General features: G+C 69.4%; 30 protein-coding genes and 1 pseudogene. 3 read left to right on the forward strand and 28 right to left on the reverse strand.

Annotated elements, in window-relative coordinates; translation table 11 throughout:
• Positions 1–993: pseudogene (locus ACFY6U_RS22750) on the forward strand (ATP-binding protein); the annotation flags it as partial.
• Between the two features lie 173 nt (positions 994–1,166).
• Positions 1,167–2,042 (forward strand): hypothetical protein, encoded by an 876-nt coding sequence (locus ACFY6U_RS22755; protein WP_390040838.1) that lies wholly within the window; start codon positions 1,167–1,169, stop codon positions 2,040–2,042.
• A gap of 113 nt (positions 2,043–2,155) precedes the next feature.
• Here the strand turns inward: ACFY6U_RS22755 and ACFY6U_RS22760 are convergent, their stop codons facing one another.
• The 4 genes from ACFY6U_RS22760 to ACFY6U_RS22775 form a co-directional block, all read right to left on the reverse strand.
• Positions 2,156–2,986, reverse strand: coding sequence for a phosphotransferase family protein (locus ACFY6U_RS22760; protein WP_390040840.1), 831 nt, complete (start codon positions 2,984–2,986; stop codon positions 2,156–2,158).
• A gap of 87 nt (positions 2,987–3,073) precedes the next feature.
• Positions 3,074–3,535 (reverse strand): glycine-rich domain-containing protein, encoded by a 462-nt coding sequence (locus ACFY6U_RS22765; protein ID WP_390040842.1) that lies wholly within the window; start codon positions 3,533–3,535, stop codon positions 3,074–3,076.
• A gap of 119 nt (positions 3,536–3,654) precedes the next feature.
• A complete protein-coding gene (locus tag ACFY6U_RS22770) occupies positions 3,655–4,134 on the reverse strand; it encodes a hypothetical protein (protein WP_390040843.1) in 480 nt (159 codons plus the stop codon).
• Positions 4,131–4,571 (reverse strand): ATP-binding protein, encoded by a 441-nt coding sequence (locus ACFY6U_RS22775; RefSeq protein WP_390040845.1) that lies wholly within the window; start codon positions 4,569–4,571, stop codon positions 4,131–4,133. Before ACFY6U_RS22775 ends, ACFY6U_RS22770 begins: the two co-directional genes overlap by 4 nt.
• Before the next feature lie 152 nt (positions 4,572–4,723).
• Between ACFY6U_RS22775 and ACFY6U_RS22780 the strand changes: the two genes are divergently transcribed.
• Entirely contained in the window at positions 4,724–6,076 is a 1,353-nt protein-coding gene (locus tag ACFY6U_RS22780; protein WP_390040847.1) for a transcriptional regulator, read from the forward strand.
• 60 nt (positions 6,077–6,136) lie between these two features.
• On the opposite strand, the gene ACFY6U_RS22785 is transcribed toward ACFY6U_RS22780, so the two are convergent.
• The 24 genes from ACFY6U_RS22785 to ACFY6U_RS22900 all read right to left on the reverse strand — a co-directional run bounded on the left by ACFY6U_RS22785 (position 6,137) and on the right by ACFY6U_RS22900 (position 26,264).
• The gene (locus tag ACFY6U_RS22785) at positions 6,137–6,400 is read right to left on the reverse strand and encodes a hypothetical protein (RefSeq protein WP_390040849.1); all 264 of its coding nucleotides are present in this window, start codon (positions 6,398–6,400) and stop codon (positions 6,137–6,139) included.
• Positions 6,397–6,633, reverse strand: a complete 237-nt coding sequence (locus ACFY6U_RS22790) for a hypothetical protein (protein ID WP_390040851.1) — start codon at positions 6,631–6,633, stop codon at positions 6,397–6,399. The genes ACFY6U_RS22785 and ACFY6U_RS22790 overlap by 4 nt, the downstream gene beginning before the upstream one ends.
• A 74-nt stretch (positions 6,634–6,707) precedes the next feature.
• The gene (locus tag ACFY6U_RS22795; RefSeq protein WP_390040853.1) at positions 6,708–7,625 is read right to left on the reverse strand and encodes a GH25 family lysozyme; all 918 of its coding nucleotides are present in this window, start codon (positions 7,623–7,625) and stop codon (positions 6,708–6,710) included.
• Positions 7,626–7,693: 68 nt separating this feature from the next.
• Entirely contained in the window at positions 7,694–8,101 is a 408-nt protein-coding gene (locus tag ACFY6U_RS22800) for a hypothetical protein (RefSeq protein WP_390040855.1), read from the reverse strand.
• Between the two features lie 12 nt (positions 8,102–8,113).
• Positions 8,114–11,308, reverse strand: coding sequence for a carbohydrate binding domain-containing protein (locus ACFY6U_RS22805; protein ID WP_390040857.1), 3,195 nt, complete (start codon positions 11,306–11,308; stop codon positions 8,114–8,116).
• Between the two features lie 2 nt (positions 11,309–11,310).
• Entirely contained in the window at positions 11,311–13,521 is a 2,211-nt protein-coding gene (locus ACFY6U_RS22810) for a phage tail tape measure protein (protein ID WP_390040859.1), read from the reverse strand.
• Between the two features lie 44 nt (positions 13,522–13,565).
• Positions 13,566–13,787 (reverse strand): hypothetical protein, encoded by a 222-nt coding sequence (locus ACFY6U_RS22815; protein WP_390040861.1) that lies wholly within the window; start codon positions 13,785–13,787, stop codon positions 13,566–13,568.
• Positions 13,784–14,275 carry a hypothetical protein gene (locus ACFY6U_RS22820; protein WP_390040863.1) on the reverse strand — a complete coding sequence of 164 codons (492 nt, stop codon included), beginning with the start codon at positions 14,273–14,275 and terminating at the stop codon, positions 13,784–13,786. Before ACFY6U_RS22820 ends, ACFY6U_RS22815 begins: the two co-directional genes overlap by 4 nt.
• Positions 14,275–14,769 carry a phage tail tube protein gene (locus ACFY6U_RS22825; RefSeq protein ID WP_390040865.1) on the reverse strand — a complete coding sequence of 165 codons (495 nt, stop codon included), beginning with the start codon at positions 14,767–14,769 and terminating at the stop codon, positions 14,275–14,277. Before ACFY6U_RS22825 ends, ACFY6U_RS22820 begins: the two co-directional genes overlap by 1 nt.
• 12 nt (positions 14,770–14,781) lie before the next feature.
• Positions 14,782–15,192 (reverse strand): minor capsid protein, encoded by a 411-nt coding sequence (locus tag ACFY6U_RS22830; RefSeq protein ID WP_390041120.1) that lies wholly within the window; start codon positions 15,190–15,192, stop codon positions 14,782–14,784.
• 17 nt (positions 15,193–15,209) lie between these two features.
• The gene (locus tag ACFY6U_RS22835; RefSeq protein WP_390040867.1) at positions 15,210–15,560 is read right to left on the reverse strand and encodes a hypothetical protein; all 351 of its coding nucleotides are present in this window, start codon (positions 15,558–15,560) and stop codon (positions 15,210–15,212) included.
• Entirely contained in the window at positions 15,557–15,874 is a 318-nt protein-coding gene (locus tag ACFY6U_RS22840) for a hypothetical protein (protein WP_388923362.1), read from the reverse strand. The genes ACFY6U_RS22835 and ACFY6U_RS22840 overlap by 4 nt, the downstream gene beginning before the upstream one ends.
• A complete protein-coding gene (locus ACFY6U_RS22845; protein ID WP_390040870.1) occupies positions 15,847–16,263 on the reverse strand; it encodes a hypothetical protein in 417 nt (138 codons plus the stop codon). Before ACFY6U_RS22845 ends, ACFY6U_RS22840 begins: the two co-directional genes overlap by 28 nt.
• 3 nt (positions 16,264–16,266) lie before the next feature.
• Positions 16,267–16,551, reverse strand: coding sequence for a hypothetical protein (locus tag ACFY6U_RS22850; RefSeq protein ID WP_390040872.1), 285 nt, complete (start codon positions 16,549–16,551; stop codon positions 16,267–16,269).
• 2 nt (positions 16,552–16,553) lie between these two features.
• Complete coding sequence (locus ACFY6U_RS22855; protein ID WP_388923370.1) at positions 16,554–17,561, reverse strand: major capsid protein; 1,008 nt, start codon at positions 17,559–17,561, stop codon at positions 16,554–16,556.
• Positions 17,562–17,608: 47 nt separating this feature from the next.
• Positions 17,609–18,265 (reverse strand): hypothetical protein, encoded by a 657-nt coding sequence (locus tag ACFY6U_RS22860; RefSeq protein ID WP_390040874.1) that lies wholly within the window; start codon positions 18,263–18,265, stop codon positions 17,609–17,611.
• Positions 18,266–18,348: 83 nt separating this feature from the next.
• A complete protein-coding gene (locus ACFY6U_RS22865) occupies positions 18,349–18,525 on the reverse strand; it encodes an Rmf/CrpP fold protein (protein ID WP_388923376.1) in 177 nt (58 codons plus the stop codon).
• Between the two features lie 3 nt (positions 18,526–18,528).
• On the reverse strand, positions 18,529–20,757 hold the full coding sequence (locus ACFY6U_RS22870; RefSeq protein ID WP_390040877.1) for a phage minor capsid protein: 2,229 nt from the start codon (positions 20,755–20,757) through the stop codon (positions 18,529–18,531).
• 558 nt (positions 20,758–21,315) lie between these two features.
• Positions 21,316–22,737, reverse strand: a complete 1,422-nt coding sequence (locus ACFY6U_RS22875; RefSeq protein ID WP_390040879.1) for a phage capsid protein — start codon at positions 22,735–22,737, stop codon at positions 21,316–21,318.
• Positions 22,738–22,810: 73 nt separating this feature from the next.
• Complete coding sequence (locus ACFY6U_RS22880) at positions 22,811–24,049, reverse strand: PBSX family phage terminase large subunit (protein WP_390041122.1); 1,239 nt, start codon at positions 24,047–24,049, stop codon at positions 22,811–22,813.
• Positions 24,050–24,055: 6 nt separating this feature from the next.
• Complete coding sequence (locus tag ACFY6U_RS22885; protein WP_390040881.1) at positions 24,056–24,580, reverse strand: helix-turn-helix domain-containing protein; 525 nt, start codon at positions 24,578–24,580, stop codon at positions 24,056–24,058.
• Between the two features lie 70 nt (positions 24,581–24,650).
• Positions 24,651–25,067 (reverse strand): hypothetical protein, encoded by a 417-nt coding sequence (locus ACFY6U_RS22890; protein ID WP_390040883.1) that lies wholly within the window; start codon positions 25,065–25,067, stop codon positions 24,651–24,653.
• A 220-nt stretch (positions 25,068–25,287) separates the two neighbouring features.
• Positions 25,288–25,704, reverse strand: coding sequence for a helix-turn-helix domain-containing protein (locus ACFY6U_RS22895; RefSeq protein ID WP_390040885.1), 417 nt, complete (start codon positions 25,702–25,704; stop codon positions 25,288–25,290).
• A 74-nt stretch (positions 25,705–25,778) separates the two neighbouring features.
• The gene (locus tag ACFY6U_RS22900; protein ID WP_390040887.1) at positions 25,779–26,264 is read right to left on the reverse strand and encodes a helix-turn-helix domain-containing protein; all 486 of its coding nucleotides are present in this window, start codon (positions 26,262–26,264) and stop codon (positions 25,779–25,781) included.
• Positions 26,265–26,300: the final 36 nt, after the last annotated feature.

The raw sequence follows: 26,300 nt of genomic DNA on the forward strand, positions 1-26,300 counted from the left end.
ATGGGGTTCGCGCGGACCTGCTCGGTGGCGCTGGTGGGTGTCGAGGGCGTGGTGGTGGAGGTCCAGGCCGACCTGGAGCCCGGGGTGGCGGCCTTCACCCTGGTGGGGCTGCCGGACAAGAGCCTGACGGAGAGCCGGGACCGGGTCCGGGCCGCGGTGGTGAACTCGGGCGCCTCCTGGCCCTCGAAGAAGCTCACGGTCGGGCTGAGCCCGGCATCCGTGCCGAAGAGCGGCAGCGGCTTCGACCTCGCGGTGGCCGCGGCGGTGCTCGGGGCGGCCGAGCGGATCGATCCCCGAGTGCTCGCCGAGATCGTGATGATCGGGGAGCTGGGCCTGGACGGCCGGGTCCGGCCGGTCCGGGGCATCCTGCCCGCCGTGCTGGCCGCCGCCGACGCCGGGTACGAACAGGTGGTCGTGCCGGAGAACGCGGTGCCGGAGGCCTCACTGGTGCCGGGGGTGTCCGTGCTGGGCGTCCGCAGCCTGCGCCAGCTGATCGCGGTCCTCACCGACGAACCGGTGCCCGACGAGGAGCCCGTCCCCGGCGAGATCCGCCCGGACCCCTTCCTCGCCGGGCTCGCCCTGCCCGGCATGGGACTCGGCACCGGCATGGCCACCGGCGACCACGCCCCCGACCTCGCGGACGTCGCCGGCCAGCACGTGGCCCGGGCCGCTCTGGAGGTGGCCGCGGCCGGACGCCATCACGTCTTCTTCAAGGGCCCGCCCGGCGCCGGCAAGACCATGCTGGCCGAACGGCTGCCGGGGCTGCTGCCCGAGCTGGGCCGGCAGCAGTCACTCGAGGTCACCGCCGTCCACTCGGTCGCCGGGCTGCTGCCACCCGGCCACCCCCTGGTCGACAGGCCGCCCTACTGCGCCCCGCACCACTCGGCCACCATGGCCTCCCTGGTCGGCGGCGGAACCGGCCTGCCACGCCCCGGAGCGGTCTCCCTGGCCCACCACGGCGTCCTCTTTCTGGATAGGACGTGCAAAACAAGTGGCCCTGTGGCCTGCGGACATGAGACGGCCCCCGCTACCTCGCGGCTGTTGGTGGGGTGTGCTCGGTGGATGGCGGGCAGGGAAATGCCCGAGTTGGGACAAGAGATCGGCGGGAGGCGGTAGGGTCCATCGGTGTGAATCTAACGATCGAGGAGATAGCTCTCCTTGAGTACGTGTACGACCAGGTCCGCCGTGACATTCACCGCAATGTCGAAGTGCCTGCGCTTAGTGCGACAGGTGGCACCGAAGGCATGAGCGAAGTCGCTCGTCGACTCGTCGATTTCGGCGTGTGCCGATTCGCGTCGATGGCCGATGACCTCAACATCACCCAGTTCGGTCTGGACGTCGTGGATGACCTTCGCAGGCAGAGGGGCGACCGGCCCGCCCGAGCAGCCGAGCTGCGTCTAGGGCTGATCCAGTGGCTTTACGGTCACTACCTGGACAGAACCGCACCCCAGATCGCTGAAGAGTTTCTTACCTCTGACCGCTCGTACTTTGCGGGTCAGCCGTTCTCCACTGCGGAGATCGTTCAAGCTCTCGGCTACCTGAACGAGAAGGGCCTCGTTGAGGGCCGCAGTATCGACCAAAGCGTTCACCTGATTCAGCCCCGCCTAACGGCCAAGGGCGTGGACTGCGCAGAGAGCGGGAAACCGGTGTCCGAGTTCCTCAACCCGTCGCAGGCTCCCAACGGCCCGACCTTCCACGTGAAGATCGATGGGTCGCAGAACGTCGCAGTCGGAACGCAGAGTAACTTCACGCAGAACAACACCTCGGGCATTGACCCCGCGGTACTTGCTCAGCTCGTTCACTTCGCGACGGTAGCTCGGCAGAGCCTGCCTAGCTCGGGCCTGGACGAACAGCAGCAGGTCGTGGTGGAGCAACTGTCACAGGAGCTGGAGCAGGAAGCCGCTAGCGACGGGCCGGATCGAGGGCGCTTGCGGAGGCTCGGTGATCGCCTGGTCGAGGCGCTTGCGCCGGCTGCGGGAACCGCACTCGGTGGCATGGTGACAGCCCTGGGGCAGCAGGCGATCGCCGCGATTTCCGGGTGACGCGTAGTCCACGGTGGACCTCCGCTATAGACACGTCACGCAACCCGCCCGACGCAGAACTCAGCCACGGGGCGCCGCGCCGCCCCGCGAAGGATCGAGAGCGGTGCGGCCGATCAGGGGGAAAGGGCACGTGCGCCTGTCTGCCACTCGTTCTCGCGGTGAGTGGCCCATGTGCCCGCGGCGGCCGTGAGCGCGGCTCTATGAGGCATGGGGCGCGTTCGCTCCCAGTCCTCCCACGCGGTGTAGACCGTGCGCGCGAATGTGGTGAGAGCCGCTGGAGCGGCGGCCCGGTATGCCGGAACTTGCCGGGCGATCGTCTCGGCCTGCTGCGGCGTATGCCCGGCGGAGATGAGCCGGGGGACGGTAAGCGCGGTGTCTGCCCATGCAGGGGCGGGGCAGGACAGGGCCCAGTCCAGTAGGACCAGTTCACCCGATTCGGTCATCAGCATGTTGTGCGGGGACATGTCCGTGTGGGCGAGTGATCGGCCTTGCAGGCCGCTCGGGACTTCCTTGGGTAGGAACTCGGCCCACCGGGTGTGAAGCGGTTTCTTGCGAAGGCTCGCGGGCCATGGCGATTCAGAAACCACAGTGAGCGTGCTTACGAGGGCGGCAAGATCGTCGGACTCCGGTGTCAGGTCCGGGTATCGGCCCCCGACGTAGCTGTAGCCGTACAACTGCCACCCGCCGGCGTCGACCTCCCACAGCACGTGAGGTGCGCGGGGTGCGATCTGTGTGACCTGGGCCTCATGGCGGTACACCCACGCCTGCGGGTCGTCCTCGCGGGTGCCCTTGACGAACGCGCGACTCGTTCGGGTGGTGAGGGTGCAGGCGAGCCGGGACATGACACCGTGCGGCGCGGTCTCAGCGGTGTCGATCGGGCCTGTGTGGTGTTCGACGGCGGCCCGGGTTTCTGTTGGGAGGTCATGCCATTCGATGCGATCCACCCGCGGTCTCCTGCGTTGGTCAAGCGAAGGGGCCGGCCCCCGGCCTGGCCACAGCGTGGCACAGACCAGAGACCGGCGGGGGCGCCGTTACGGGTGGTTCGGGCTGTCCGAGCAGTTCGCGTGGCACTGCGAGCACTCGGCGAGGTCCAGTTCGGGCCAGAACTCCATGTCGATCTCGTACCCGGCGAGCGTGATCGCGTCGACCGTCCGGGCCCGGAGGGTCTTGCCGCCCCCGTGCTCCTCCGGGTCGAGGTATCCGGGCTGGTGGTCCAGGAACCGGCCGAATGTCTTCTCGCAGAACTCCCGGTACGCCTTGGTGTGGAGCAGGAAGGCGTGCCAGAAGTCATCGACGAGCGGCGAGGGGCTGAGCGGCCTCGCGCTGTAGTCGCATGCGGCGAGGAACGCGAGCATCTGCCCGACGCCGCGGTCGGCCTTCTCCTCCGTCAGTTGCGGGAACTTGGCGCGCATGTTGTCGACCAGGGTTTCGCGCAGTTCCGTGCTGATCAACGTTCGTGCGTCGGTTGCAGGGCGTTCCTGTGCGGTGGTCACGTGCTTGCCTCCATGACTTGTGGTGGGTGCTTGCACTTGCGGGACTCTCGGCCGGTTACGCTCGGCCTCAGCGGGTCGGCCCGGGGTCCAATCCACCTCGGGGCGGCCCGTCTGCCGGTTCAGCTGAGGCGCCGGCGGAGGAACGTCGTTCCCCACATGAGCTGGCCGCGTTCGAGACTGTCGGTGAGGTGCTGCATGGTCTCGGCCCTGTCGGCGCCCAGCGCGAGGGGAGCCAACGTGAGATACAGACGGCAACCGGCACCCACGGAGACCAGGGCTAACCAGTCCTGTGACGGTTGCGGAACCGTCATCACGTATTGATCGTGTCCGTAGTCGAGCGCGACGCGCCCACGGCTGAGCATGAGCTGTCTGCCGATGGGTGGCGCAGGCTGATCACCAGGGCCGAGGTGTAGCGCGGTTGCGAGGCGTCGCATGCCCTCCGTGACGGTTTCGAGGGTCTCGTGTTGGCGGCGTGGTCCGGGATGCGTGATGAGTAACTGAGCGGTTGCCTTCGTGCCGTTCCGATGGATGCCGGTTGCGGCGGTCACGGTGGCGACGAATCCGGGGCCTGGGGGTATGTCGAGGGGCGGCGCGGTCATGATGCCTTCACCTCGGCCCATACGGTCTTGCCGGACAGTGCGTCGGTGACTCCCCAATCGATGCACAGGGCATCAAGGATGATCAGGCCGCGGCCTCCTTCGCTCTCTTGTAACTTGGGGCGTTGCTGGGGGCGGCGCTTCACAGGGTCTTGTACCTCCACTCGGGTTCGGGTGTCGTTGACGTCGAGTTCGACCCGCATTGAGTCGCCGGGAGCCGTGCCGTAGCGGATGGCGTTGGTGACCAGCTCGCACGTCACCAGTTCAACCGCGTCGATGTACTCGGCCGACGCGTCCGGTAATTCGTACTCGAAGTGATCGCGCACGAACTTTCGGGCGACGCCGGCTGACACGGCCTCACCAGCCAAGATCAGCACCGGCGGGGGGCCGTCAGCGGGTGCACAGCAGGCGGGCGCGGTGGCCCGTCGTTGTTCGATCATGTGTCTCCCCTTACGGGTTGACCGTCCCGGCCCAGGGCGCGGACCGGATGGTTCGTCCGACTAGGCAACACGCGCGGCGCGGCTCGGGGTACCGTCGAGGGGGGTGTCGAAGGGTGTCGCTTTCGGTACCCACAGTCGTGAAGGGTGCGGGGATGACGTCACCGAATGAGGCTCTTGCGTACTGGCTTGAGCGTTCCGGGATCAGCCGGAAGGATCTCGCGCGGCGCGTGCAATCGAAGGCGCGGGAGTGGGGCCAGCCCAACATTGCTACGAACGCAACACGGGTTCGGGGCTGGTTGGAAGGCGGAACGCCCCGCGCGCCTATCCCGGATCTGTTGGCCGCGGTGTTCTCCGACCACTTCGGCTTCCGCGTGACGACGTACGACTTGGGGCTCGGGGAGGGGAGTTCGGTCGACGCCGGCCTCGCCTACGACCCCAGTTTCGCGGTTACGGTGGAAGTCGTCGCCGACCTGGGGAGAGCTGACGTGGATCGTCGGAAGTTCCTTGCAGCCGCGCCGTTCGCAGCGGTGGCCGGGGTCGGTCCCTCGCGGGACTGGCTACTCAACACCCTTGATCAGGAACCGGAGCCGGGGCCGCGCGTGCGGCTGGAAGACGTGACGGCCGTCCGGAACATGTTCAGCACGTTTCAGCAAATGGACATCTTCCAAGGAGGAGGGTCCGGGCGTCTGGTGCTGGCCGAGTACATGAACCAGCACGTCTATCCGCTGCTTCGCCGGTCGCATGACGAGCAGGTGCGGTACGCGCTGTGCGAGGCGGCTGCGGAACAGACCTATCTCCTAGGTTGGATGGCCTACGACAACGGCGAACATGCGATTGCGCAGCGCTACTTGATCCAGTCGCTACGCCTCGCCGAAGAATCGCGGAATGCTGCGCTGGGCGCGCATGTCCTTGCAGGGATGGCCGATCAGGCAACGCTCTTGGGTGACCCGCGCGAGGGTCGGCGCCTGGCACAGGCGGGGCGACAGGGGTTGTCGAGGGCGACCTCGCCGGCATGCCTCGCCGACCTGTGGTGCCTGGAAGCTCGGGCACTGGCCATTCTCGGCGACAAGACGGCGGCCGCTCACGCGGTCGTGCAGTCGGAACGGGCGGCCGAACGCATCGACCTCGCCGAAGAAGCGGAGTGGGCAGCGTTCATCGACCCCGCGTACCTCCACGGGGAGCATGCCAATACCTTCCGCGACCTGGGCGATGCGGAGTCGGCGGAGGAACACGCCCGCCGGTCCATCGACCACGCGCGCATGCAGAAGAGGGCTCGCCGAGGCGCCATGTCGCAAGCGGCGCTTGCCGTGTCCCACCTGCAACGGCGGGACGTTGACGCTGCGTACGCGGCGGGCATGCGTACGCTGCGACTCACTGGCCAGGTGAAGAGTTCGAGGGCGGTCGAGGCCGTGCAGGATCTCACGCGCCGCATGCGGCCCTTCGGCGGTAACCGTCTGGTAGCTGACTTCACGGAGCGGGCGCGGGAGCTGGTCACCGCGGCGTAGGACCTGCGAACGCAGAGAACGCCCCCGTACGGCCGTTCGTGGCCGTACGGGGGCATTCCGCTATTTGGCGGCGGCGAACTGCCAGACGGACAGGGCGAGGCCGAGGATGGCGACCAGAGCGGCGACGGACGGGAGGGGCCATCGGGCGCGTTCGAGGGCGTCGAGGCGCTGGTCGTGGTCGGCGAGCTGCCGGTCGGTCTGGTCGCCGCGCTGGACGAGCAAGGCGAGGGAACCATCGACTCGGGCGAACCCCTCAGCCATGGTGCCGCGTAGCTTCTCCAGCTCGACGGCGACTGACTCGGGCGGGGGCGTGGGCAGGGTCACGCGGTACCGCCCTGGTCGTCGTCGACCAGGCCGAGGCCAACACGGTCGAGCAGCTGCTCGACGGCGGGTAGGGCCATGACACGCGCGGCGCCGGCGGCGACGGCCAGGGCACCCGCGACCCACGGCAGGGACTCGGGGATTCCCGCGGCGTTCACGATGGCGGGGAGGGCGACGGCGAACATGACGACGCCCTGAATGACGGTGCGGACGGTGCGCTTGTTGGCGGGGCTCATGAGGGGGTCCTCGTTTCGGAGAGTGCAGGTACGGGGCCCGCCCCGGCGGCGCGGTGCCGGGCCGGGAGGGGCGCCTACTTGCCGTAGGCGAGGCGGAAGAGGTACGCCCAACCCTTCGGGCCGATGGCCGGGTCGGACTTCTTGCCCGCGGCGCGGTACTGAGGGTGCGCGTTGTGGAACTTGATCACGCCGGCCTGCGTCTGCGGGCCGTAGTGCGGCGACTCGGGCACGGCCTTGGGCATGTAGCCGGCGGCCTTGAGCGCGCGCTGAAGCGTCACGGCGGACGGCTTGGCCTTGTTCGGGGCGAGGCCGGCCGGGAACGCCGGCGGGGTGTACGGCTTGGCCTCGTCCTCGTTGGCCTCGCCCTTGGCCCATGCCTTGAGCGCGCTGGGGGACAGGTAGCAGATGGACCGGTCGAGCGGGGTGGACGTGAACTGCCAGAACGTGACCGTTCGCCCACTCGGCGCGGGCCGCGCGTGCTTCTCGGCCTCGGCGTACGTGTCGACGCTCGCGCCCGGGTACGCCGGGTACCACAGGGGGACGCCGGCCGGGACGCGGCCGGCGGCGATGTCCGACGCGCTCGTGTAGATCCCGACGCGCTGCCCCGGGAATGCCTTCTGCACGGCGGCCACCCATGCCGCGGCGTATGCCTTGATCTGCGCGGCGGTCTTCCCGCTGTAGTTGCGGCCGTCCTCGTAGCGTTCGAGGTCGAGCCAGTGCAGGAACCCGCGGCCGGCGTACGGCTTGACGGCGGCGATGTAGTTCGCGGCCTCGGCGGCGGCGGACTGGTTCGGCCACGCGAAGTGATACGCCCCGGCGATCAGGCCGGCGGCCTTGATGCCCTTGATGTGGGTCGTGAATCGGGTGTCGTGGCTCTTCTGCCCCTCGCTCGCCTTGGCGAACGCGAAGGTGAGGCCGTCGGCCTTGAGCGCGGTCCAGTTCTGTGCAGCCTGGTACGCGGACACGTCGATACCGCGCGAGGTGCTGGTCAAGGGGGATGCCTCCAGACATGAGAAAACGCCCGGCGCGGTGCGCGGGGCGTACGGGTGGGGTGGTTGGGTCAGGGCCCGGTGATGAAGGTTTCGGAGATGCGGATGTTGCGGCCGGCGGGGGTGGCCGTGGCGTAGCCCACGCTGCGGATGGTCACCAGGCCGGTGGTGCCGATGGTGGCCTCGCCGGCTTGGGAGCCGTCGCCCCAACTGGTCGAGACGACGCCGAGCGGCCGGTAGCCCTCGGGGAGGGTGCACGCGAGGGTGTCGCCGATGTTCTCGCTTGCCGAGGGGGCGGCAATGTCGGTGGCGACGGTGATCGCTAGCTCGACCTGTGTGATTCCCCCGCACTTGCGGCCGACGAAGCTGGACAGGGTGAACCCGGTTGCGGCGACGACGCCGGTTGTGGTGATGACCGGGTCGGGTCCCTCCATGAGGCGGCCGGCGGTGATGGTCATGCCGGGCTGCCATGCGGTCACGCTCTCTCCTCCTTACAGGGCGACGGTGGCGGGGTAGGCGAGGCGCACGTCTGTACCGGCCGACTGCGGTTTGACGATGCCGTTGACGGAGCGCGTGACGGTCATTGCCTGCGGGCTGGACGCGTACGACGTCACGGGGATGAGGCGGATGCCGTCGGCGTAGATGAGCAGGCCGGCGGCGGGGGTGCCGGCGCAGGTGAGCAGGATGCCGGCGCGGGCGGCGGTGGCCGGCGCGGTGAACACGCTGTTGTACAGCTCCCACACCCCAACCCCAGGAACGCGCGCGTTCGACGTGGTGCTGAGGAACGTGCCGGCGGAGTTGTACCAGTTGACTGAGATCGAGACGCCGGCGGCGAACGCTTGGGCTGCGTACACCCAGCCGGCCGCGCGGTACTGGGCGCCGGCGGTCACCGTGACGCTCTTCGCCTCGAACCGGGGTGTTGCGGCGCCGTTGGTGGTGAGCAGGCATGAGCGGGTGCCGGTCTTGGCCTGCGCGGTCGAGGTGCTGATGGTGCCGCCGCCGAACGCGGTCCACCCGGTGATGCCGGCTTCGAAGTCGGGGTTGTCGTTGAGGACTTGCCCCACGGCGGTAACCGTCATGATCTCGCCGCCGACCCGGATATCCCACGGGGCTTCCGCCGGGTCTGGCGTCCACAGCAGGCCGGCGTTCACGGCCACGCTGAGCACCGTGTCGGTCGTACCGACCGCGGCGGCGAGCGTGCTGCCGTCGGTGTCCGCCTTGCCGAGCACCACATCGCCGGCGGCGGCGACCGACCAGGGGCCGGCCGGCGCGCAGGTGTAGGTGATCGTCCACGCGCGCGGCAGGATGGTTTCCGTCCACCCGTCGACCAGGAGATCGACCGTGCCCCCGCCGGTGAACCGCTTGGGCAGGTTGACGATGCGGATCTTGTCGCCCTCGTGCAGGTCGAGGACGCCCGGAATCAGTTCAGGGAACTTGTGCAGGTACAGCGTCACGGACGGGTACCGGCTGTCGTCCCAGGTCGAGACGTGCAGGAGCCAGTTCGCCATGGGCTCGGTCTGCTCATCTGTCGCCAGATTCAGCGTGACCGAGTCGTCGACCAGGCCGATACCGTCGGGCGGGTCGAGCACCGACAGGGCGCCCTCGTCGAGTACCGCGGTGCCGCTGGAGCCGCCGTCTCGCTGCACGGTCCATTCGTTGCGGATCGTGTCGTCCTCGACGGGTTCGAACGGCGGGGCGATGTGGCCGGCCGCGTAGTCGAGGACGAGTTTCGGCGTCTGGTTGTACAGACTCGCCCGCGTCCGATAGAGAAGCTGCCGGCGGTCGGCGGTTTCGCCGAAGATCCCGCCGTCGGTGTTGGCGCATTCGCGCAGCAGGTCGAGCAGGGAGAGCGCGCGCTGTGGGCCCATGGGCACCGTGTCGGCGAGGTTGCCAGTGATGGCGAGGGAGACGCCCTCTTCCTGGCACAGGCGACGCATGCGCGCCCCGGCACTCTCGCCGGCCCATGCGGTGATGGCGTTCTCATAGCCGAGGTTGTCGGCCGTGGGCCATGCGGTGATGTGGCCGAGGACCATGCCGGCGAGGTCGGCCGCGTAGCCGTCGGCCGGCGAGGCAACGGCCGTGGGGCGGCCGATCGTTCCGGTAAGCGAGTCGTTGGCGGCGACTCCGTTGCCGTCGAAGGTGACCCACCCCATGTGCCACGCGATGGAACTGCCGCTCTGTACGACGTTGAACTCGGCTTTGATCCACTTGCCCGCGATGGTGGAGAGGGTTCCCCAGACGTACGACTTGGTGGTGAGGGTGGTGCCGTCGTCGTCCCTGGCGATGACCGTGAACCCGGTGTTGTTGGCCTGGAGAAGCCACTGTGCGACCGTGCCCGTGGACAGCACGCGCATATAGGTGCGCATGGTGGTGTTGACGGTGTCGATGCGGAACAGCCACTGAACGCCCCACTCCGTCGGCGTGCTGACTGGGGCCGGTATCCGGCCGATCATCGTGCACGGCTCACTCGTGGTGGGGTTGAGCACGGGCAGGGCGCCGGAGGCGGGAACGCTGGTGTCCTGCGCCCAACGCACGCCCCGCAACTTCAAGGGGGTGATGCGGGCGAGCGGCGAGACGGCCTGACTCGCCGAGACGCCATCTTCCAACGGCCAATAGGCGAGCGGCTTGTAGGAGGGGATACGGCGCCGTAGCGCGGACTGAAGCGACTTCTTGCCCTGCCCGAACCGGCGCAGGATGCCGCCGGCCTTGACCGACACCCACCCATCCCGCCCGGACGTCTCCCACTTCGCCGGCCACTCCGGCACTTCGCCCTCGAACCGCGTGATGCGGTCGGTGATCTGCGCCCCCGCGGCCACCGTCCACACTCGGCCGGCCGAGTCCGTGAACGACGTCGCGCCGACTGCCTGCGCGGTGAAGTCGGGGGCCGCGACGACCGTGCCGCCGATGCCGCTGCGGATCTCGGCCTTGTACACGGTGCCGGCCACGGGCCGGCCCGGTGTCGAGCCGCCGGCCTGCTGCGGTGCGATCGAGAGCGGCGCGGTGCCCGCGAAGATGCTGATGGATGCCGGGCCGATGACGTCGGTACTGAACTGCACCCATGGGCCGGCGAGGGAGGTTGCCCAGTACAGGCGCAGGGTGAATCCGCCGGCGCCGTTGTCGGCGTCGATGGTGGCGCGGACCGCGGCGCGGCGCGGCAGGTCGCCGGGCAGGTTCGCGTATCCGCCGCCGTCGATGGTGGTCCCGGCGCTGGTGGTGTTGAAAATCAACCGCCCGTTCTGAAGCCGCAGGTTGTACGAGCGGTTGCCTTCCGTGCCCCACTTGCCGATGAGGAACTGAGCGCCGGCGGCGTACCAGTCTGCTTCGCCCTCCCATCGGACGTCGATGTCTGCGGTGATGTCGAGGGCTGCGGCGTCGGGGGTGGTGGCCGAGTCTGCGGCGTCCGCGAGTTCGAGATGGACCGGGCCCCCGGGCAGGGTGAACCGGAACGGGGTGTTGCGGTTGAACTGGCCGTAGAACGTGCCCTCGGCGTTGCGTGGGGTGTATGTGCCGTCGACGTTGCGGAACGTCGCCGAGCAGGCCGAGGGGTCCGCGGCGTTCGACTTGTACGGGCGCCCCCGCGTGTGGGTGATCGGGTCACGGGTGTACAGGTCGCCGGTGACGTTCACCCACGTCTGCCCCATGCGCAACTCGCCCTTGAGGCTGAGCGGGGTGTCGGGGAATGCCACGGTTACGCGCTCCTTCCTGTGACAGCGAACTGGACGTTTCCGCCGCGGACGTTGACCGCGTCGCGGAATACCGACAGCAGGAAGTCACCGACGCGGGAGCCGTCTGAGGTGAAGGTGACGACCGGGCGCGCGCCCGAGCTGCTGCTCGCGCTCGCGGTCTGCGCGGCCACGTTCGCGGCCGTGGCCTGTCCTGCGGTCGGTACGGACACGAGGTTGGACATGGCCCGGTCGACCGCGCCGGAGCCGGATTCGATGCCGTCGACGACGCCGGCGGGAATCCACCGACCGACCTCGCGCGCCATGACCTTGGAGGGCGACGCGATGCCCAGGGCTTTGGCGACCGGTCCGGGGATGACGTCCTTGGCCCAACCGATGATCTTGTTTCGGAGCCAGCTGCCCATGGACACGATGCCGTTCCACAGGCCGCGGACGACGTCCGTTCCCTTGCCGGTGAGAAGGGTCTTCAGGGACCCGATCCCGTTCGAGATCTTCGCGGGCAGGCCCCGAACCCAGTCGACCATTTCCATGGCCTTGGTCACGGTGGCCGTTTTGATCGCCGACCAGTGCTTGACGATCAGGCCGAGTAGCGTCCAGTTAAGAAACGCCTTGTAGAGCAGTCCGGGAATGCTCTTGACCCAATCAACGATGGCTGTCCACCACTGAACCGCGGTCTTCTGAATCGACGACCAATGGCTGATCAGTAGGCCGATCAGTGTGAAGTCCATGAACGCGCTGACCATCGCGTCCTTGGCCCAGATCAGTTTGCCGACGATCCAATCCCAGATGTTGAGCGTCCACTGTTTGATCTGGTCCCAATAGGTGATGACCAGCACGACCAGGGCGGCAATGGCCATGCCGATCCAGCCGACCGGGCCGAGACCCGCAATCCATGCCGCGGCCATCTGTGCGCCGGCGATTGTCGCCGCCGCGCCGATAGCGGCGAACGCGGCGCCGATTACTACGGCGGCGACGGTGAACTCGGTTTTGTGCTTGCCGACGAAACCGAAGAAGTCTGTCAAGATCGGGACGACGTTGTTGCCGAGGAATTCGACGAGGTTTTGTTGCATCGAATTCTTGAAGGCTGTGAGCTGTGCGCCGGCGTTGTCGCGCAGGGTGTTGCCGAGGTTGTCGGCCGCGCCGCCTACGTCGCCGAGACCCTTTGCCGCGGTGCTCGGGTCCATCGCGAACAACGCTTTACCGAGGTCTTCGGCCTGCGTTCCGAACAGGGCGGTTGCCGCGGCGCTCTGCTGTACCGGGTCCTTGATCGCGCGGAGTCGGTCAAGGGTGGTGTCCAGTGCCGCGGTGGCGGACTTGCCGCCCTTGCCGAACTTCGCGGCCATGTCCTGAGCGTTCAGGCCGAGTGCCTGAAAACCGGCGGCCGTAGTCGCGGAGCCGTCGACCGCGCGGATAGAGAATTCCTTGATGGCGTCCGCGGCGATATCGCTGTCACGGGCACCCGCTTGGATCGCCTGATTCATCAGGCCAACGGCCGTCGCGCCATCCAATCCCGCTTTACGGAATTGCGTGCCGTATTCGTTGAAGGTGTCGACTAGGTCATCGGCCTTATTTGCCGACGACTGGAATCCGGCCGTGAGGATATCGAATGCTTCGTTGGCGCTCGATGCGAGGCCGGTACGCAGCATCTGAGAAACGGCGTTGGTGACACCGCCCAAATCTTGATCGAAGGTGTTCGCGAGGTCGGCGACCTTCGTCGATATCGATTCGATCTGCGCGTTTGTCGCGTCCGGCGGGAGCAGGCCGGCGCCCATGGTCGCCTTGATTACGTCCGCGGCGCCTTGGAAATCCTCGGTGACGGCATTGGAATACAGCTCGCCGGCTATCTCGCCGTACTTCTTCGCCTCGGCCGGCGTCGCCCCTAACTGTGCGCCCAGCTTGGCCGTGATCTGTCCTTGGTCCATGGCCTCGGTCAGACCGGCCATGAGGGCGGCGCCGAGTGCTCCGCCCACGACGCCCATGGCGAGCCCCTTGAGCTTGCCCGTCAGGGTGTCGCCGGCTTCCTCGGCGCCGTCGCCCGCGGCCTCGTCGAGGCCGTCGCCGAGCGCGCTGCCGGCGTCCTCGCCGCCGGCGCGGGCGCGGTCGGTGATCCGGGCGAGGGCGGTGCGCAGACGGTTTCGGAAGCTGTCGAGGCCCTGCTCGGCCTCGCTGTCGTCGACGGTGATCGTGGCAGCCAGCTCGCCGACGGTGAGCGCCATACGCGGGCCTCCTCATCAAGGGGGGCCGCGGTGGGCGGCGGTGTTCAGTTGTGGGTGTGCTTCGGCTTCGCCTTGGGCGGTGCCGGGGGCGGGTTGAACAGGCGGTTGATGCGGCTGTCGGCGGACAGTAGGCCGAAGATCCGCACGCGGAGCCATCGCCAGGAGCGGTTATCGAGCAGGCCGGGCGCTCCGACGTCGAGGCCGTATATCTCGTGTAGGTCGGCCTCGATCAGGGGCCACTCGTCGAGGAGTTGGGCCCAGGTCACTTGCGGCGCGCGCCGCTGCCCCTTGCGCCGCGGCGGTTGTCCGGGCGCGGTCTCGTACCACTCGTAGAGCCCCGAGACCGGGTCGAACTCGCCGCGGCCGATGGGGCCTTGCGGCGCTGCTCCCGGTTCGGGGCCAGACGAGAAGGGTCGCCGCCCGAGTTCCAATAGGCCTCGGCGCGGTCCTTGTCCTGCATGATCCACACCATGGCTGTGACGGCGGCGTGCTTGAGCGTGGGCCACTCGACGCCATCGGCGACCATCTCGGCGTGCGCGCTGCCCAGGACGTCGCGGTACATGTCGCGCTCGGCGGCATCGGCCAACATCTCGCGGTCGACCTCGCCACCGTCCGCGGCTGCGGCGGCGGCCTGCATGATGCTCTGCACCCGCAGACCGGTCGCCGCGGACGGGGCGGGCACCGTGTAGACCTTGCCCTTGATCGGCAGAGACAGTGAGTCGTCGAGCAGGTTGCCAAGTTCCTTGAAGGCCATTACGAACCACTCCCCGCGAGCGGGTTGGTGATCGCGGTCTTCGCGCCCTTGCCGGTGAGCGTGACACCCACCGAGTCGAGGTCATCGGTGGCGCCCCCGTCGGGGTCCCACGTCACCAGGGCGCGGCCCTCGTAGGCGTCGGCGCGGCCCTCGCGGTCGTACCAACGCACGTGCACGGTCGCGCCACTGCCGAAGCTCTCGGCCGCAAGCCTCAACTTCTCCTGAGCGGCGTTGAACGCCTTCGTGGTCGGGTGGTAGCGGTGCAACAGCGTCAGCTCGATCGACCACGCAAGCTGAGTGACCGTGCTGTCGGCCCAACCGCTGTCTTCGTACGTGGTGGAATCCTGCTGCGTCGGGTCGACCGCCGGATCGAACTCCTGAATGCCGGGCACGATCACCCATGACGGGGTGCTCGTCGAACTCGTATCGAGTTCGAGGCGGTACCGGCGCGCGAGCGCGGTCTCGGTCTCGGCCGGCTGTACGGGGGTGGACACGGGACGGTCCTCCTACTCAAGTCGTGGGTGCGGCCGGTGGGCGCGCACGGCGTAGTTGCTGCTCCGTTCGAACCGGCCGAGACTGTCGGCGCCCAGCGGGGCGGCGGACTGGCGGGTGATCAGCACGACTCGGGCCGTGCCGAACAGGAACGGGCCGGAGTTGTGCAGCACGTCGAACACGGCGTCATCGAGGGCGGCGACCTCGCGCGGGTCGGGGCCGGCGCGGGTGCGCACCTGCACGTAGACGGTGGTGTCGGTGAGGTTCTGCGCGTTGGCCGAGTCGTAGACGGTCAGGACAACGGCGCGGTCTGGGCTATCCGGCATGACGGTGTCAGTGATGGCGGTTTCAGTCGCCTTGTACACGCCATCGGGCCGGTAGGTGGCGACGCCGGCGGCGTCGAGCGTCTTCGCCAACCCGTCCACAAGGTCAACAAGGAAGGTCACCGCAGGGACCGCCGGACCTGCGCGGCGATGATCTCTGTGATTGCGCTGTTCTCCTCGTGCAACGGCCCTTCCAGATACTTCGCGGTCCGGCCGTGGTCGTGGCGGTAGGTCAGTTCCTCGTGTTGCCGGACGGCGTACGGGGTGTCGTAGGAGACGGCGGCCGTGACGGACTGCTCGTCGACGGAGACGACGCCGGAACGCTCCAACGTGCCTTCCTCGATCGGTACTCGGCCGCGGGAGACCTGCAACAGGTGCTCGGCGCCGAGTTGGACGCCCCGCAACGCGCCCTCGCGCATGCGGCCGAGGGCGGCGGCGCCGTTCCATGTGATACGTCCGCGTTGGGTCATTCGCACATCACCTCCGTTGATTCAGGGGCGCCGAGGCCCGGGGCGGTGTGCTCGGTCAGGCTGATGACGGTGGTGGTGCGCCCGTCCGGGAGAGTGATGCGGGACCCCGGCGGCGCGGTGAGGCCCGGGGCGGCGTAGACCTGCGCCGTGCTGACGACCTCGGCGCCGGTCGCGTCGCGCACGCGCTTGACGGTGCCGGTGACCAGGGCGCGCACTTCCTCGCCGGCCGCGTACCGGGCGCCGTAGGCGCTGGTGCCGAGATACGCCTCGACGGTGATCCGGTGCCTTAGTAGCCACCGTGGCAGTGCGGGCACTCGCCGATCACCCCCGGGAGCAGGCCGGCGCGGTTGAGGGCGCGGTGCGCGCGGTCGGCGAGGTCGACGGCGCCCGGGTAGGTGGGCCCGCCGCGGGGCCCGGACAGGGACACGGGGCCGAGGCTTACGGAAGTCCAGCGGCCGGCGGCCCCGGTGCCGGTGTCGCCGGTCTCCTGCCAATACTCGATCTGCGCACAGACGGCGTCCGACAGGGCCTGTGTCACCTCGGGGTGGGTGGGCATGCCGGCGGCGTCGGTGCAGTAGACGGCGGTGAGTAGGGCCTCGTCGATGTCCTCGGATGCGCGGGCGAGGAGACGGCTGGCGTCCGTGGGGGCCGGCTGCCCGGTCCATGCCGCCAGTTGCTCGGGGGTGGCGTAGACGCGGACCACAGCTCACCCCCCGTACTGCTCGGTGAGCTGCTCCTTTGTGAGCTGCTCGGCGGTGGCCTCGTCGGCGCCCTGCGTGAGGGCGTAGGCGACCCATTCGGCCTTGGACGCGGAACGGGCCGGAGGCTTGGTGTCCTGCGGCCCGTCCTCGTCGCCCTCGACGTCGTACCCGTGACGTCTCGCGTAGGCGATGACGGCGGGGTTGCTGGTCTCGGCGCGGCCGTCCTCGAAGATGACGCCACCGACGCCGGGCCCGTTGTAGCCCTGAACGGGCGCGGTGATGGTCGCCATGGTCAGGCCACCTTGATGTTGCGGAACACGGCGGCGGCCTTGGTCGCCTTGAGCGCAACGGCGACCGGGCCCATTTCGACCTCGCCACGCTTGACGGCGCCGGCGGTGGTGAAGTCGGGCAGGTAGCTGGACACGATCTGTCCGCCGGCGGTGGCCACGGCATGGAAGCCGTCGAGGCCGGCCCGGTAGGCGTAGAGGTCCGTGAGGTTGGTCGCGGCGGTGCCGCCCACGGTCCGGTTCTCCACGGGGATGATCGGGTTGTTGGTGCCGGCCTTGGCGCCCGGGTCGGCGAACACGATGTTGCCGTACTGCTCGCGCTCGATCGGCCGGCCGTCGGCGCCGAGCAGGCCGTCGACGGGGTTGCGGGTGTACATGCCGGCGCGGCGGGCGGCGGCGCGCACGCGGGCAAGCGCCTTGGCGTTGCCGAGAACGATGGTCGGCGCACCGTCGAGCAGAGACAGGAACTCGTCGAGGGCGTCGAGCGCCTGGTGCACCGTGGCCGGGTTCGTGTCGAAGTTCGACCAGTCGGTGACCTGGGCGGCGCGGTACTCGGTGTCGGTGCCGGTGAGCGCCTTGTCGAGGCCGTCGAAGCCGTTCGCGTCGACCGCGACGTCACCGTTGACCACGGCGTCCTGAAACTGCGTCGAGGTCGCCTTGATCTTCTGCGCCATGTTCAGCGCGACGGACCCCGACGCGGCCGGGCCAATCTGCGCAATCACGCGGTCGACCGAGAACGATCCACCGAGGACGGCGAGGTCAACGCTGTACTTCTGGGTGGTGACGTTGCTGTCGGTGTACTCGCTGTTGAGCGCGCGGAAGCTCGCGGTCGGCTGGGTGATCAGACGTCGGTACCCGTACGTGAGGGTCGCGCCCCCGCCGGCCGGATTGACGGCCTGGTCGAACTGGAGGGAATCGAGGACGGCGGACGACTTGCGGAACTCGTCGATGACCTGCACGTCGAGGTCATCCTGTGCGTTGTTCTTGGCCTCGGCCAGAGAAACGGCGGGCATGGGCGGTGCTCCTGTCTACGGGCCCGGTTGGGCCGGGGGTGGGGTGATCAGCCGGCGGCGAGACGCGCGGCAATAGCCTGGTCGAGCGTGGTCGGCTTGGTGTCGCTGGCCGGGCCGGCGTCGAACGCTGCGCCGCCGCGGGCCGGGCCGGCGACGGCGGCGAGGTGCGGGTTTGCCTGCACGGCGGCGGTGACGGCGGCCGTGACGGCGCTCGGGTCGGCGGGGTTGACCTGCGCCATGGCGTCCATGAACGACCGGGAGTCGAGCAGACGGGAAACGTCGGCGCCGGCGGCCGGGGCGGCGGCGATCACGGCGGACTGCGTGGCGAGTTGCCGGGCGGCGTCCTGTCCACCGGTCACGGCCTGCTGCGCCCACTTCGGCAGACGGTTGACGTCGCCCTCGGCGGCCGGGCCTTGCGGCGTGGGCGCGTCCGGCGCGGCGGGCGCCTGCGGGGCCGCGGCGGGCTGCTGGGCGCCCTTGATCATGTCCTGGGCCCACTGGGGCAGGCTCGTGATGTCCTGCGTCTCTGGGACGGTCGGCGCGGCCGGCGCCGGCGCGGCGGGGGTCTGAGGCGCGGCCGGAACGACGGGCGCGGCCGGGGCCGGATTCTGCGGTGCGGCCGGCGTCGCGGGGGCGGTGGGCGCGGCCGGGGCGGTCGGTGCTGCCGGCGCGGCGGGGGCGTTCGAGGGGGTCGACTCGGGCATCGGGGGGTCCCTTCCTGGGGTCGCGGGCATGCAAAAGGGGCCCGCGGTGGCGGGCCCCCTGGGGATGGTGTGGTCGGTGAGCGCTACGTGTCGGCGTCCTCGTCCTGGTCGGCGACCGGACGGGAGCGGGCATAGCCCTTGATCCATGCCGTACGGAGCAGGGAGGTTGCGGGGTACGGGCACGTGGTCGGCTCGTCGCCGTTGCGTGCGGCCTCGGCGCCGGCCAGAACGGCGCGCACGATGTCCTCGCGGGTCCCCACGGCTCACCTCTTGTTCTGGTGGTCGGACTCGTTCTTGCGGGCGTCGGCGGCCCACCGTTGGGCCTTGCCGGTGGCTTGCTCGATGAACTCGGCTTGCGTGAGCCGGCCGTGTTCGGCCCACCACTCTTTCAGCTCGTCCGACGCGCGCGCATAGGCGATGCGGGCCGGCCCGCTGAACAGGGTGATGGGGTTGTGTCCGGCGGCCTGCGCCTTCTTGTTGAGGAGATAGCCGTTCGTGGCGTCCTCGGCGGCGAGCATCTGCTGATACACGTACTCGTCGTACATGGCGCGGGCCTCCGCCCGGGTGACGATGCGCGCGGTTTCCTCGGTCACGCCTCGGGCGGCGTCGGCGGCGATGGCGGTTGCCAACTCCTCGGCCCACGCTGCGTCATCGGCGAGGGCGCCCCACCCCTCGGGGTCGGGGGCGTTGCCCATGGCCTCGGCGAGGGCGTCGCGGTCGGCGAGCAGGTCGGCGACGGCGTCGCCGGTCGCGGCCGGCGCGGGCAGGGGCACGGCGTCGCGGCGGTCCATCTCGGCGGCGATCCGTAGTAGCTCGTCGTTGTTGGCGTACTGCATGCACCACGCCAACGCGTCGTCCCCCACGGCCGAGAGATCGGCGGCAAGGGTGCCGTTGGGGAAGTACGCGGCGAGCAGGTCGCGGCGGTGCGCCTCGGCGGCGAGGCTGGTCACGTCGTCGGTGCCGTGCGCGATGGCCTCGCGCACGCGTGCGGCCAACTGGTCGTCCGACAGGTGCACAAGGTCGGTGCGGACGTCGGGCAGACGGGCGGCGAGGTCGCGGCGGTCCAGCTCGCCGGCGATGCGGAGCGCTTCGGACGTGTCGACGTGTCCGAGCAGGCGGCCTAACTCGGTGTCCGACAACCCGGTGAGGTCGTCGGCGAGGCGTCCGCCGGGGGCGGCGCGGTTGAGCAGGTCGGCGAGGTCGCGGCGGTCGGCCTCGGTGGCGATGCGGTCGCGGGCGCGCTGGTCGAGCAGGCCCGACCGTTGCGCGGCGGCGAGCTGGTCATCGTCCATGGCGCGCACGCTGCGCTCGTCGCCGGACCACACGCGGGCGGCGTCGACCTGCTCGGGCGTCGCCTCGATGCGCCGCTCGGGGATGTTCGAGGCGCCCGGTTGCTCGCGGTGCCTGAGCCGGCGTAGGTCGGGGTGGGCGTCGAGGTGGTCGCGCATGGCGCCCTGCCACTGCCTCACCTTGGCGTTCGCCTGGCGCTTGGCCTCGGGGTCGACCGCGGCGGCGGCGCGGTTCTTGTACCGGCGGATGTTCCGCTCGATCGCGCGCTGTCGCTGTCCGGCCTCGTACCCGCCCGGGTCGCTGTGCGGCTCCTCGACGCGGGTGATGCCGGGGGTATAGGCGCTCGTCGAGTGGCGACAGTTCGGGTGCTGCAACCCTGCTTGCCGGGCCTCGTCGAGGGATCCGGCGACGTCCACAGGGACCATGCGGCCGTCCTCGATGGCGTGCTCTACCTCGACCGTGCGGGCGCCCGCGGGCCCGGACAGGGACAACACCTTGCCTTCCCACCTGCGGCAGAGCGGGCACTCGCGCGGGGCGTCGGACACGATGACGAGATCGATTCCGGCGTCGGTGAGGGTGCGCGCGTGGGCCTCGGTCGCGGCCCGTCCGACGGACGTCCGTACGGCCATCTCGGCGTAAGAGGTGAGCTGCCAACGGCGGCCGGCGCGGTCGACGAACGATGTGATCCCGCGGTCGGCCCATGCGCGCATGGCGTCCTGTGTGGCCTGCCGGCGCGTGCCGGTACCGAGCAGGGGCGTTGCGGTCACCTCGGCGACCACGGCGCGGTAGCCGTCCTCGACGGTCCGCAGAATCGACGCGTGCCGGTCGGTCAACAGGGTGACGGTCTGCTCGGCGAGGCGGTCGACGGCCTGCGCGTTCGGGGTGACGTCGTCGACCAGCCGGCGCGCGTCGTCGGACAGGGCGCCCAACTCCGCGACGGCAGCCCGGTGACCGGTGTTGTACGCCTCGGCCACGGCATCGAACACGTCGAGGGTGACGGCCTTGCCCACCTCGTCGACAACGGCCTGTGAGGCGGTGCGTAGGGCCTGCACGGCGGCGAGCTTGCGCTCGGCCCAACCGGGGGCGTCGAGGCCGGCGGCGAGCTGTCGGGCGATGATGCCCAACAGGCGTTCCTCGGCCTGCGCGTACAGATCGCGGGTGCCGGCGGCGAGGTCTTCGACCATGCCCGGGTGAATCGGCACTGATCACCTCCACGGCAAGACGTGCTGCACTGGAACTGGCAGGCTTGTGGAGGAGAAGGGGGCAGAGTTGAGTGCAGAGGACGCAAAGCGTCGTGTGAGTGATGGTGACCGTGGGGGAGGCGAGTGGGTAAGCATCGTTGGGGATGCGGTTCCCATCGTGACGGCCTTGGCAGTCGCACCATTCCTGCAAGCGGTAGCAACTCACTTTGGCAATCGCCTTGCAGGGAATATCGACGCAGCCACGAAATTGGCAGTTCGCCGATTCGTAACTCAGGTATTGCCCATAGGGTCGCGTAACAGGTCCGTTAGGACGCCGGACCCACGCCAAATCTTACTCATGAGCGAAAAGGGCTGGGAAGTAACGATCCACATTGATATATCGGCTGAGGCGCTTGGCCAACTCCTCGCAATCAATGATGCTCCACTTCCAGAGCTTCTCAACAGCCCTACCCCACGCCTCTACTGGCACACCAGCGAATGGCGCCTAGCTGGATCAGACGGGCAAAGGATGCACTTCTATCGCTGGGATACAGAATCCAAAAGTTGGGACCTTGTCCGTTAGCCAAAAGGGAAGTTCCCAACGGGGTCGGGTGCGGCTGCTCCGGACTCAGCGAGGATCGCCGCGACCTCGGCTTGTACTGCGGTGTCGTCCCACTCGGGGTGAAGGATCTTGACCTTCGTCTGTGCGCTCACGGCTCCGGCTCGGGCGAGAAGGTCGAGGGTTGTCCCGACCGACTGCATCGACTCGGCCACGCCCGATCCGAACTCGACGCTCGGGCGCTGAGGCGTGACCCTGCTGCCGAACATGGCGCGGTCGAGTAAGAGCTGTACGTGCAGTTGCTCGGCGAGGGCGTGCCGCCAGTGTCCGGCCTTCTTGCTCCGGGTGGTCGTGCTGCGCTGCGTTCGGGCGTCAACTTCGGTGGCGGTCGCCGGTTGCCCGTCGGCGTCGAGGCCGAACGAACTGGGCGAGTAGCCGGCGGCCTGTGCTGCCTGCTTGACCAGACTTTCGGCGGTCGTCCGGTGCTCGTCGACTCGAATTCCGAACTGAGCGAGGGTGATGCCGTTCCCGCCCTCGGTCGGTGGGATCTTCAGGCCGGCCCAGACCTCTTGGTCGGCGTCGAACGATGCGCCCTGTCCGGGGCCGTTGTCGCGTAGGTACCCGTCCGGAACGATCAGCCGTGCGCGGGCGAGGCGGATGTCTCGCATCCAACTCGTCCATGTCTCGTCGAGGCTGTCGAACAGGTCGTGAATCGGGGCGGCGTAGTCACTGCGCCCAATCGGCGCGGTGCGGTGCAGCCGGTTGGGCAGCATGTTCGGCACGTAGCTCGCGGTGAGCTGCGGTATCCCGGTGCTGATGGTCTGCCCGTCCCCTTCGCGGTCGAGGCTGTCGACCAGGGCGCGCGTGTCGGGGTGGTCGGCGAGGGACATGAGCCGGCCGAGGTTGTCGCGGGTGCCCTGATACAGGGCGTGCCGGACGTAGCCGGGTTCGTGCGCCTCGATGTGCCGCCACACTTCGCGGTCGCCGCCGGGGCCGGGGAGTTCCCGCCAGAACAGGACCGACCGGAGCATGCCGAACCTGAACTCGGGTATGGCGGCGTCCGGTTGCATGGTCGTGATCATCGGGTAATCGGCAATGTCGCGGTCCCACGTCGTCCGCAGGTAGACGCCGGAGAGGGCGGCGGCCTGCTCGGCGGCGCCGAGGCAGATGGATTGCAGCCGGCCGCGGTCGGCGAGGTCGTCGAGGCGGGCCTGAGTGGCGGTGTCGGCGGCCGTGATCTTCGGCATGTCGGCAAACAGGAGATCCGCGGACGTGGCGGCGATGTCGCCGGCGAGGGGGACGTGTAGGCGGTGGTCCGGCCGGGTGTCGTCGTGGCGTCGGCGCCCCCACAGTCGCCACTTGCGCTCGCGGGTGGCGTGGTGGCGGTAGAGGCTGGACAGACGGTGTCGGTCGCCGGAGTACCACGCATCGTCTACGGCCATCTCGCGGTAATGGCGAGCCCATTGCGGCGGCGGCCACGGGGTGTTGTCCGCGGGGAGCGGCATCGGTGACCTCCTAGGCGGCGAGGGTGAGCAGGTGCCGCCACTCGTGGGCGGTGGAGTGCACGGCGTAGCGCAGTGCGTCGGCGCTGTGGTCGTCCAACTTGATCGGGGCGTCGTCGCCGCGCTCGGTGGCCTTGGGATCCCATGAGTAGCCGGGCAACTCGTCGAGCAGGCCCGTACAGGACTCGTGCACCAGTAGCCGGCCGGCGGCGAGCAGGGCGGCCACGGACCGGATGCCTTCCGTCACGTCGTTGCGTGCGCGGGCGAGGCCGGGGTGCCCGTCCTGCCACATCTGCGTAGAGAAAGAGGCGGCGCTCGGGTCGATGAACGTCCACTCGGGCATCACGGCGAGGTCGGCGAGCCACGTGCGGACGGCGGCGCTGTACTGCGCATCGGTCATGCTGCGGTGCTTCGCGCGGGAGTCGTGGCGCCACTCGTTCGTCACGTACAGGCGGCCGTCGACTCCCTCGCCGAGTAGGACCGCGGCGAAGGGGTTGGTGGTGCCGTAGTCGATGCCGCACCAGTAACGGCGCATGGTCGGCAACTCGGCCACGACGTGCCGGGCCTCGTCCCACATGTCATAGACGGCGCCCTCGGCGACCACCCACGCCCCATCGATCATGCGGCGGCGCCACAGACCGACGTACTCGGCGGTGAGGTCGGCGACGTACTCGGGTGACAACGACGGGTTGTCGGCGAGGCGGAAGTGCCACGCGCGCAAGTTCAGTTCGGCGGCGCGGTCGATGTATCCGGTCTTGAGCCAGTGCCGCGGCGAGTCGGGGTTCGTCGTCGCGAACAGGCGGGCGCCGGGCACGGACAGGCGGGCGAGTAGCTGCGTCCAAAACCCCTCGGGCAACAGGGTCGCCTCGTCGACGTAGGCGAGCTGCGCGGTGAGGCCACGTAGCCGGCCCTCGGCGCGCGCGTCGGCGGCGCCGATCAGGTGGACGGTGCGGCCGAGGATGGTGGCCGTGGTGGCGCCCCGGGTGTGCACGATGTGCCGGGCGAGGGGCCCGAACAGGCTCCGGTCTTGCAGGGGTTCGAGGACGTTGCGTTCGATCGTCTGGAGGCTGCGCCCGCACACGATGATCAGACCGGACGGGCCGGCCGTCGCGACGGCGATCACGAACGCCAGTAGCGAGGCGATCGTCTTGCCCGACCGGACCGACCCATGCCAGAGGTTGATACGGGCGGTCGCCTGCCCGATGGACGTGAGCTGTTTGCGGGACAGGGGCAGACGGTCGAGGTTGAGCACCACGGCTCACCCCCCGTCCGCGGCCTCCCCCGTGTCCGGGTCGCCGGCGGCCTGCGTCAGTGCGTCGCCGAGGGCGCCCAACATGCTGCGCACCTGCTCGGCGCCCTCGCCGCCCTCGGCCGGGGCGAGGCGTAGGGACTGCTGTATGGCGGTCGCGGTGGCGCCGATGATCTGGCGCTGGTCGGTAAACCGCGGTTGGTCGAGGTGGACCTGTTGCCACTTCCCGTCTTTGCCGGCGAACTCGCCGTAGACGGTCGGTTGCCAGAGCTGCGCGCGTAGCCGCTCGGCGTCGGCCTGTAGGGCGAGGGCGAGGGAGGCGCGGCGGTCGGCGAGGTCTGCTGTGCGTACAGCGGTTGCGGCGGCCACCTCGGCGGCGCGGTCGAACGTGAGCGGCGGCTCGAACGATCCGGCGATCTTCGAAACGGTCGAGGGGCTGCGCTTGATGGCGCGGGCGATGTCGTTGCGGGACTTGCCCGCGGCGTGCAGCTCGCGCACGCGGCGGCGGTCGTCATCGTCGATGGGGCGTCCCACGAGCGGTCACCTCCCGCGGGCATGCCAACGGCCCGACACGTGGCGGTGTGCCGGGCCGTCGAGGGCTGGTTCAGGCCGTCTTACAGAACGTCGCCAACGCGGTGTTGATCTGCTTCGCTTCGGCCTCGCTCACCTCGTGCGAGGTGGTGCCGAAACGCTGCTGTGCTGACCAATCGAGCTTGGCGGCCTTGCCGTTGATGGCAGAGCACTGGTTGCGGCTGTTGTCGATTGCGTCGTCTTCGTCCGCGACCAGGGCGGGACTGATCTTGCGCAGTGCGGCGAGCAGATCGGCGCGCGCCTGCCCGGTCGGCTTCGCGGGAATGCCGGCGTTATGCAGTGCGGCGGCGGCATCGCTGGCGCTCACGGATTCGGGCGCGGTCGTCGGCGTCGACTTCTTCGACGCGTCGTCGTCGGTGCTGCTGCACGCGGTGAGCGCTGCGAGGGCGGCGACGGCGGCGAGCGTTAAGGCGGTGGCGCGGTGCTTCACGGGTGGTCCCCCCACGGGTTGGTAAGCGTTACGTAAGAGGGACGTGTGAACCGTGGGGATGGTTGCAGGGTGCATGCGAACGCCCCGCCGAGGGGGGATCGGCGGGGCGTTCGGGAAGGCGTCCGTTTCCGGGCACGCCGAGGACGGGCCCCACTTTAGGTCACGAAACGATAACGGCGCAACTCGCGTGCGCGGGACGGCCGGCGACCGGTCGCCGGCGCTACGCCTCTTCCTGCGCGCGGCGCTCGTGGGCCTCGCGCCACATGGCGCGCGTCCGCTCTGCGTAGGCGCGGACGATCCGATCCAGTGGCGACGGAAGTGCGCCGGTGCGCCGGTCCACCAACACGTTCAGGTCTTGGATGAGCCGCGGGTCGAGTTCCTTGATGAGCGACGGGCGCCGTGGTGCCGGGGCTGCGCCGCTGGTCGAGGTTGGCGGCGCGGTCTCTGGCGCCTCCTGCGGCGCGAGGTCCGGCGCCGGTGCGGGCGCAGGTGCGTCGAGGTCGCGCGCCACGGTGCGGTGATGGATACCGAGGCGGCGCCCTATCTCGCGGTTGGATAACTGCTCGGCGGCGAGGCGGCGCACGGCGGCGCGCCGCTGGTCGAGGGTGAGGGGGCCGGTAGTCTCTGTGGTGGCCATGGGGGTTGCTCCCATCGGTTAGTCGGCCCGCCCGGTGGTGACGTCACCGTGTGCGGGCCGCACCTGTGTGCGGGCTACTGGGGGTCGAAATTGGCGCGGTGCTCGCGCAACATCCGGTAGACGTACGACTCCGTCATGCCGAGGTCTTCAGCGATCTGTGCAGGCGTCATGCCGTCCTCATCCGCGGCAATGCGGATGATCAGGGGTGTGATCTTTTTGACGGCCTCGGCGGCGACGCGCAGTGCTCGCACGTCCTCGGGGGTGAGCTGCCGGGCCACCTGGTCGAGGTACCGATTGCGGGCGGTTGCGTCGTCGCGGCGCTGCTCGTACCCCTCAGCGAGGTCGCGCACGAATTCGAGCGGGTCGCGGTCCTCGTCCGGGTCTCCACCGGCCGCGACGATCTCGACGCGGCGGGCCTGCTCGTACTCGTTCATGATCGTGAGCATCTGCTCTCGGAAGCGCTCCGCGGCGGGGGCGGTCTCGGGGCCCTGCCGCGCCTTGGCGTGGCGGTTGTGCTTGGCGAGGGCGCCCTCGTCGGTCGGGGGCTGCTCGTTGCTCATCTGCTGGGCTCCTGTCGGGACGGGGCCCGCCCTCGG

The organism is Streptomyces sp. NPDC013157, assembly GCF_042899865.1.
GTDB lineage: Bacteria > Actinomycetota > Actinomycetes > Streptomycetales > Streptomycetaceae > Streptomyces.

Bases quoted from the DNA above. Each gene is read 5' to 3' on its own strand.
- ACFY6U_RS22875 (WP_390040879.1), bottom strand. From the start codon at position 22,737: ATGGCCGTAGACGATGCGTGGTACTCCGGCGACCGACACCGTCTGTCC.
- ACFY6U_RS22770 (WP_390040843.1), bottom strand. From the start codon at position 4,134: ATGACCGCGCCGCCCCTCGACATACCCCCAGGCCCCGGATTCGTCGCC.
- ACFY6U_RS22855 (WP_388923370.1), bottom strand. From the start codon at position 17,561: ATGCCCGCCGTTTCTCTGGCCGAGGCCAAGAACAACGCACAGGATGAC.
- ACFY6U_RS22900 (WP_390040887.1), bottom strand. From the start codon at position 26,264: ATGAGCAACGAGCAGCCCCCGACCGACGAGGGCGCCCTCGCCAAGCAC.
- ACFY6U_RS22810 (WP_390040859.1), bottom strand. From the start codon at position 13,521: ATGGCGCTCACCGTCGGCGAGCTGGCTGCCACGATCACCGTCGACGAC.
- ACFY6U_RS22895 (WP_390040885.1), bottom strand. From the start codon at position 25,704: ATGGCCACCACAGAGACTACCGGCCCCCTCACCCTCGACCAGCGGCGC.
- ACFY6U_RS22860 (WP_390040874.1), bottom strand. From the start codon at position 18,265: ATGCCCGAGTCGACCCCCTCGAACGCCCCCGCCGCGCCGGCAGCACCG.
- ACFY6U_RS22850 (WP_390040872.1), bottom strand. From the start codon at position 16,551: ATGGCGACCATCACCGCGCCCGTTCAGGGCTACAACGGGCCCGGCGTC.
- ACFY6U_RS22820 (WP_390040863.1), bottom strand. From the start codon at position 14,275: ATGGCCTTCAAGGAACTTGGCAACCTGCTCGACGACTCACTGTCTCTG.
- ACFY6U_RS22790 (WP_390040851.1), bottom strand. From the start codon at position 6,633: ATGAGCCCCGCCAACAAGCGCACCGTCCGCACCGTCATTCAGGGCGTC.
- ACFY6U_RS22775 (WP_390040845.1), bottom strand. From the start codon at position 4,571: ATGATCGAACAACGACGGGCCACCGCGCCCGCCTGCTGTGCACCCGCT.
- ACFY6U_RS22780 (WP_390040847.1), top strand. From the start codon at position 4,724: ATGACGTCACCGAATGAGGCTCTTGCGTACTGGCTTGAGCGTTCCGGG.
- ACFY6U_RS22835 (WP_390040867.1), bottom strand. From the start codon at position 15,560: ATGACCCAACGCGGACGTATCACATGGAACGGCGCCGCCGCCCTCGGC.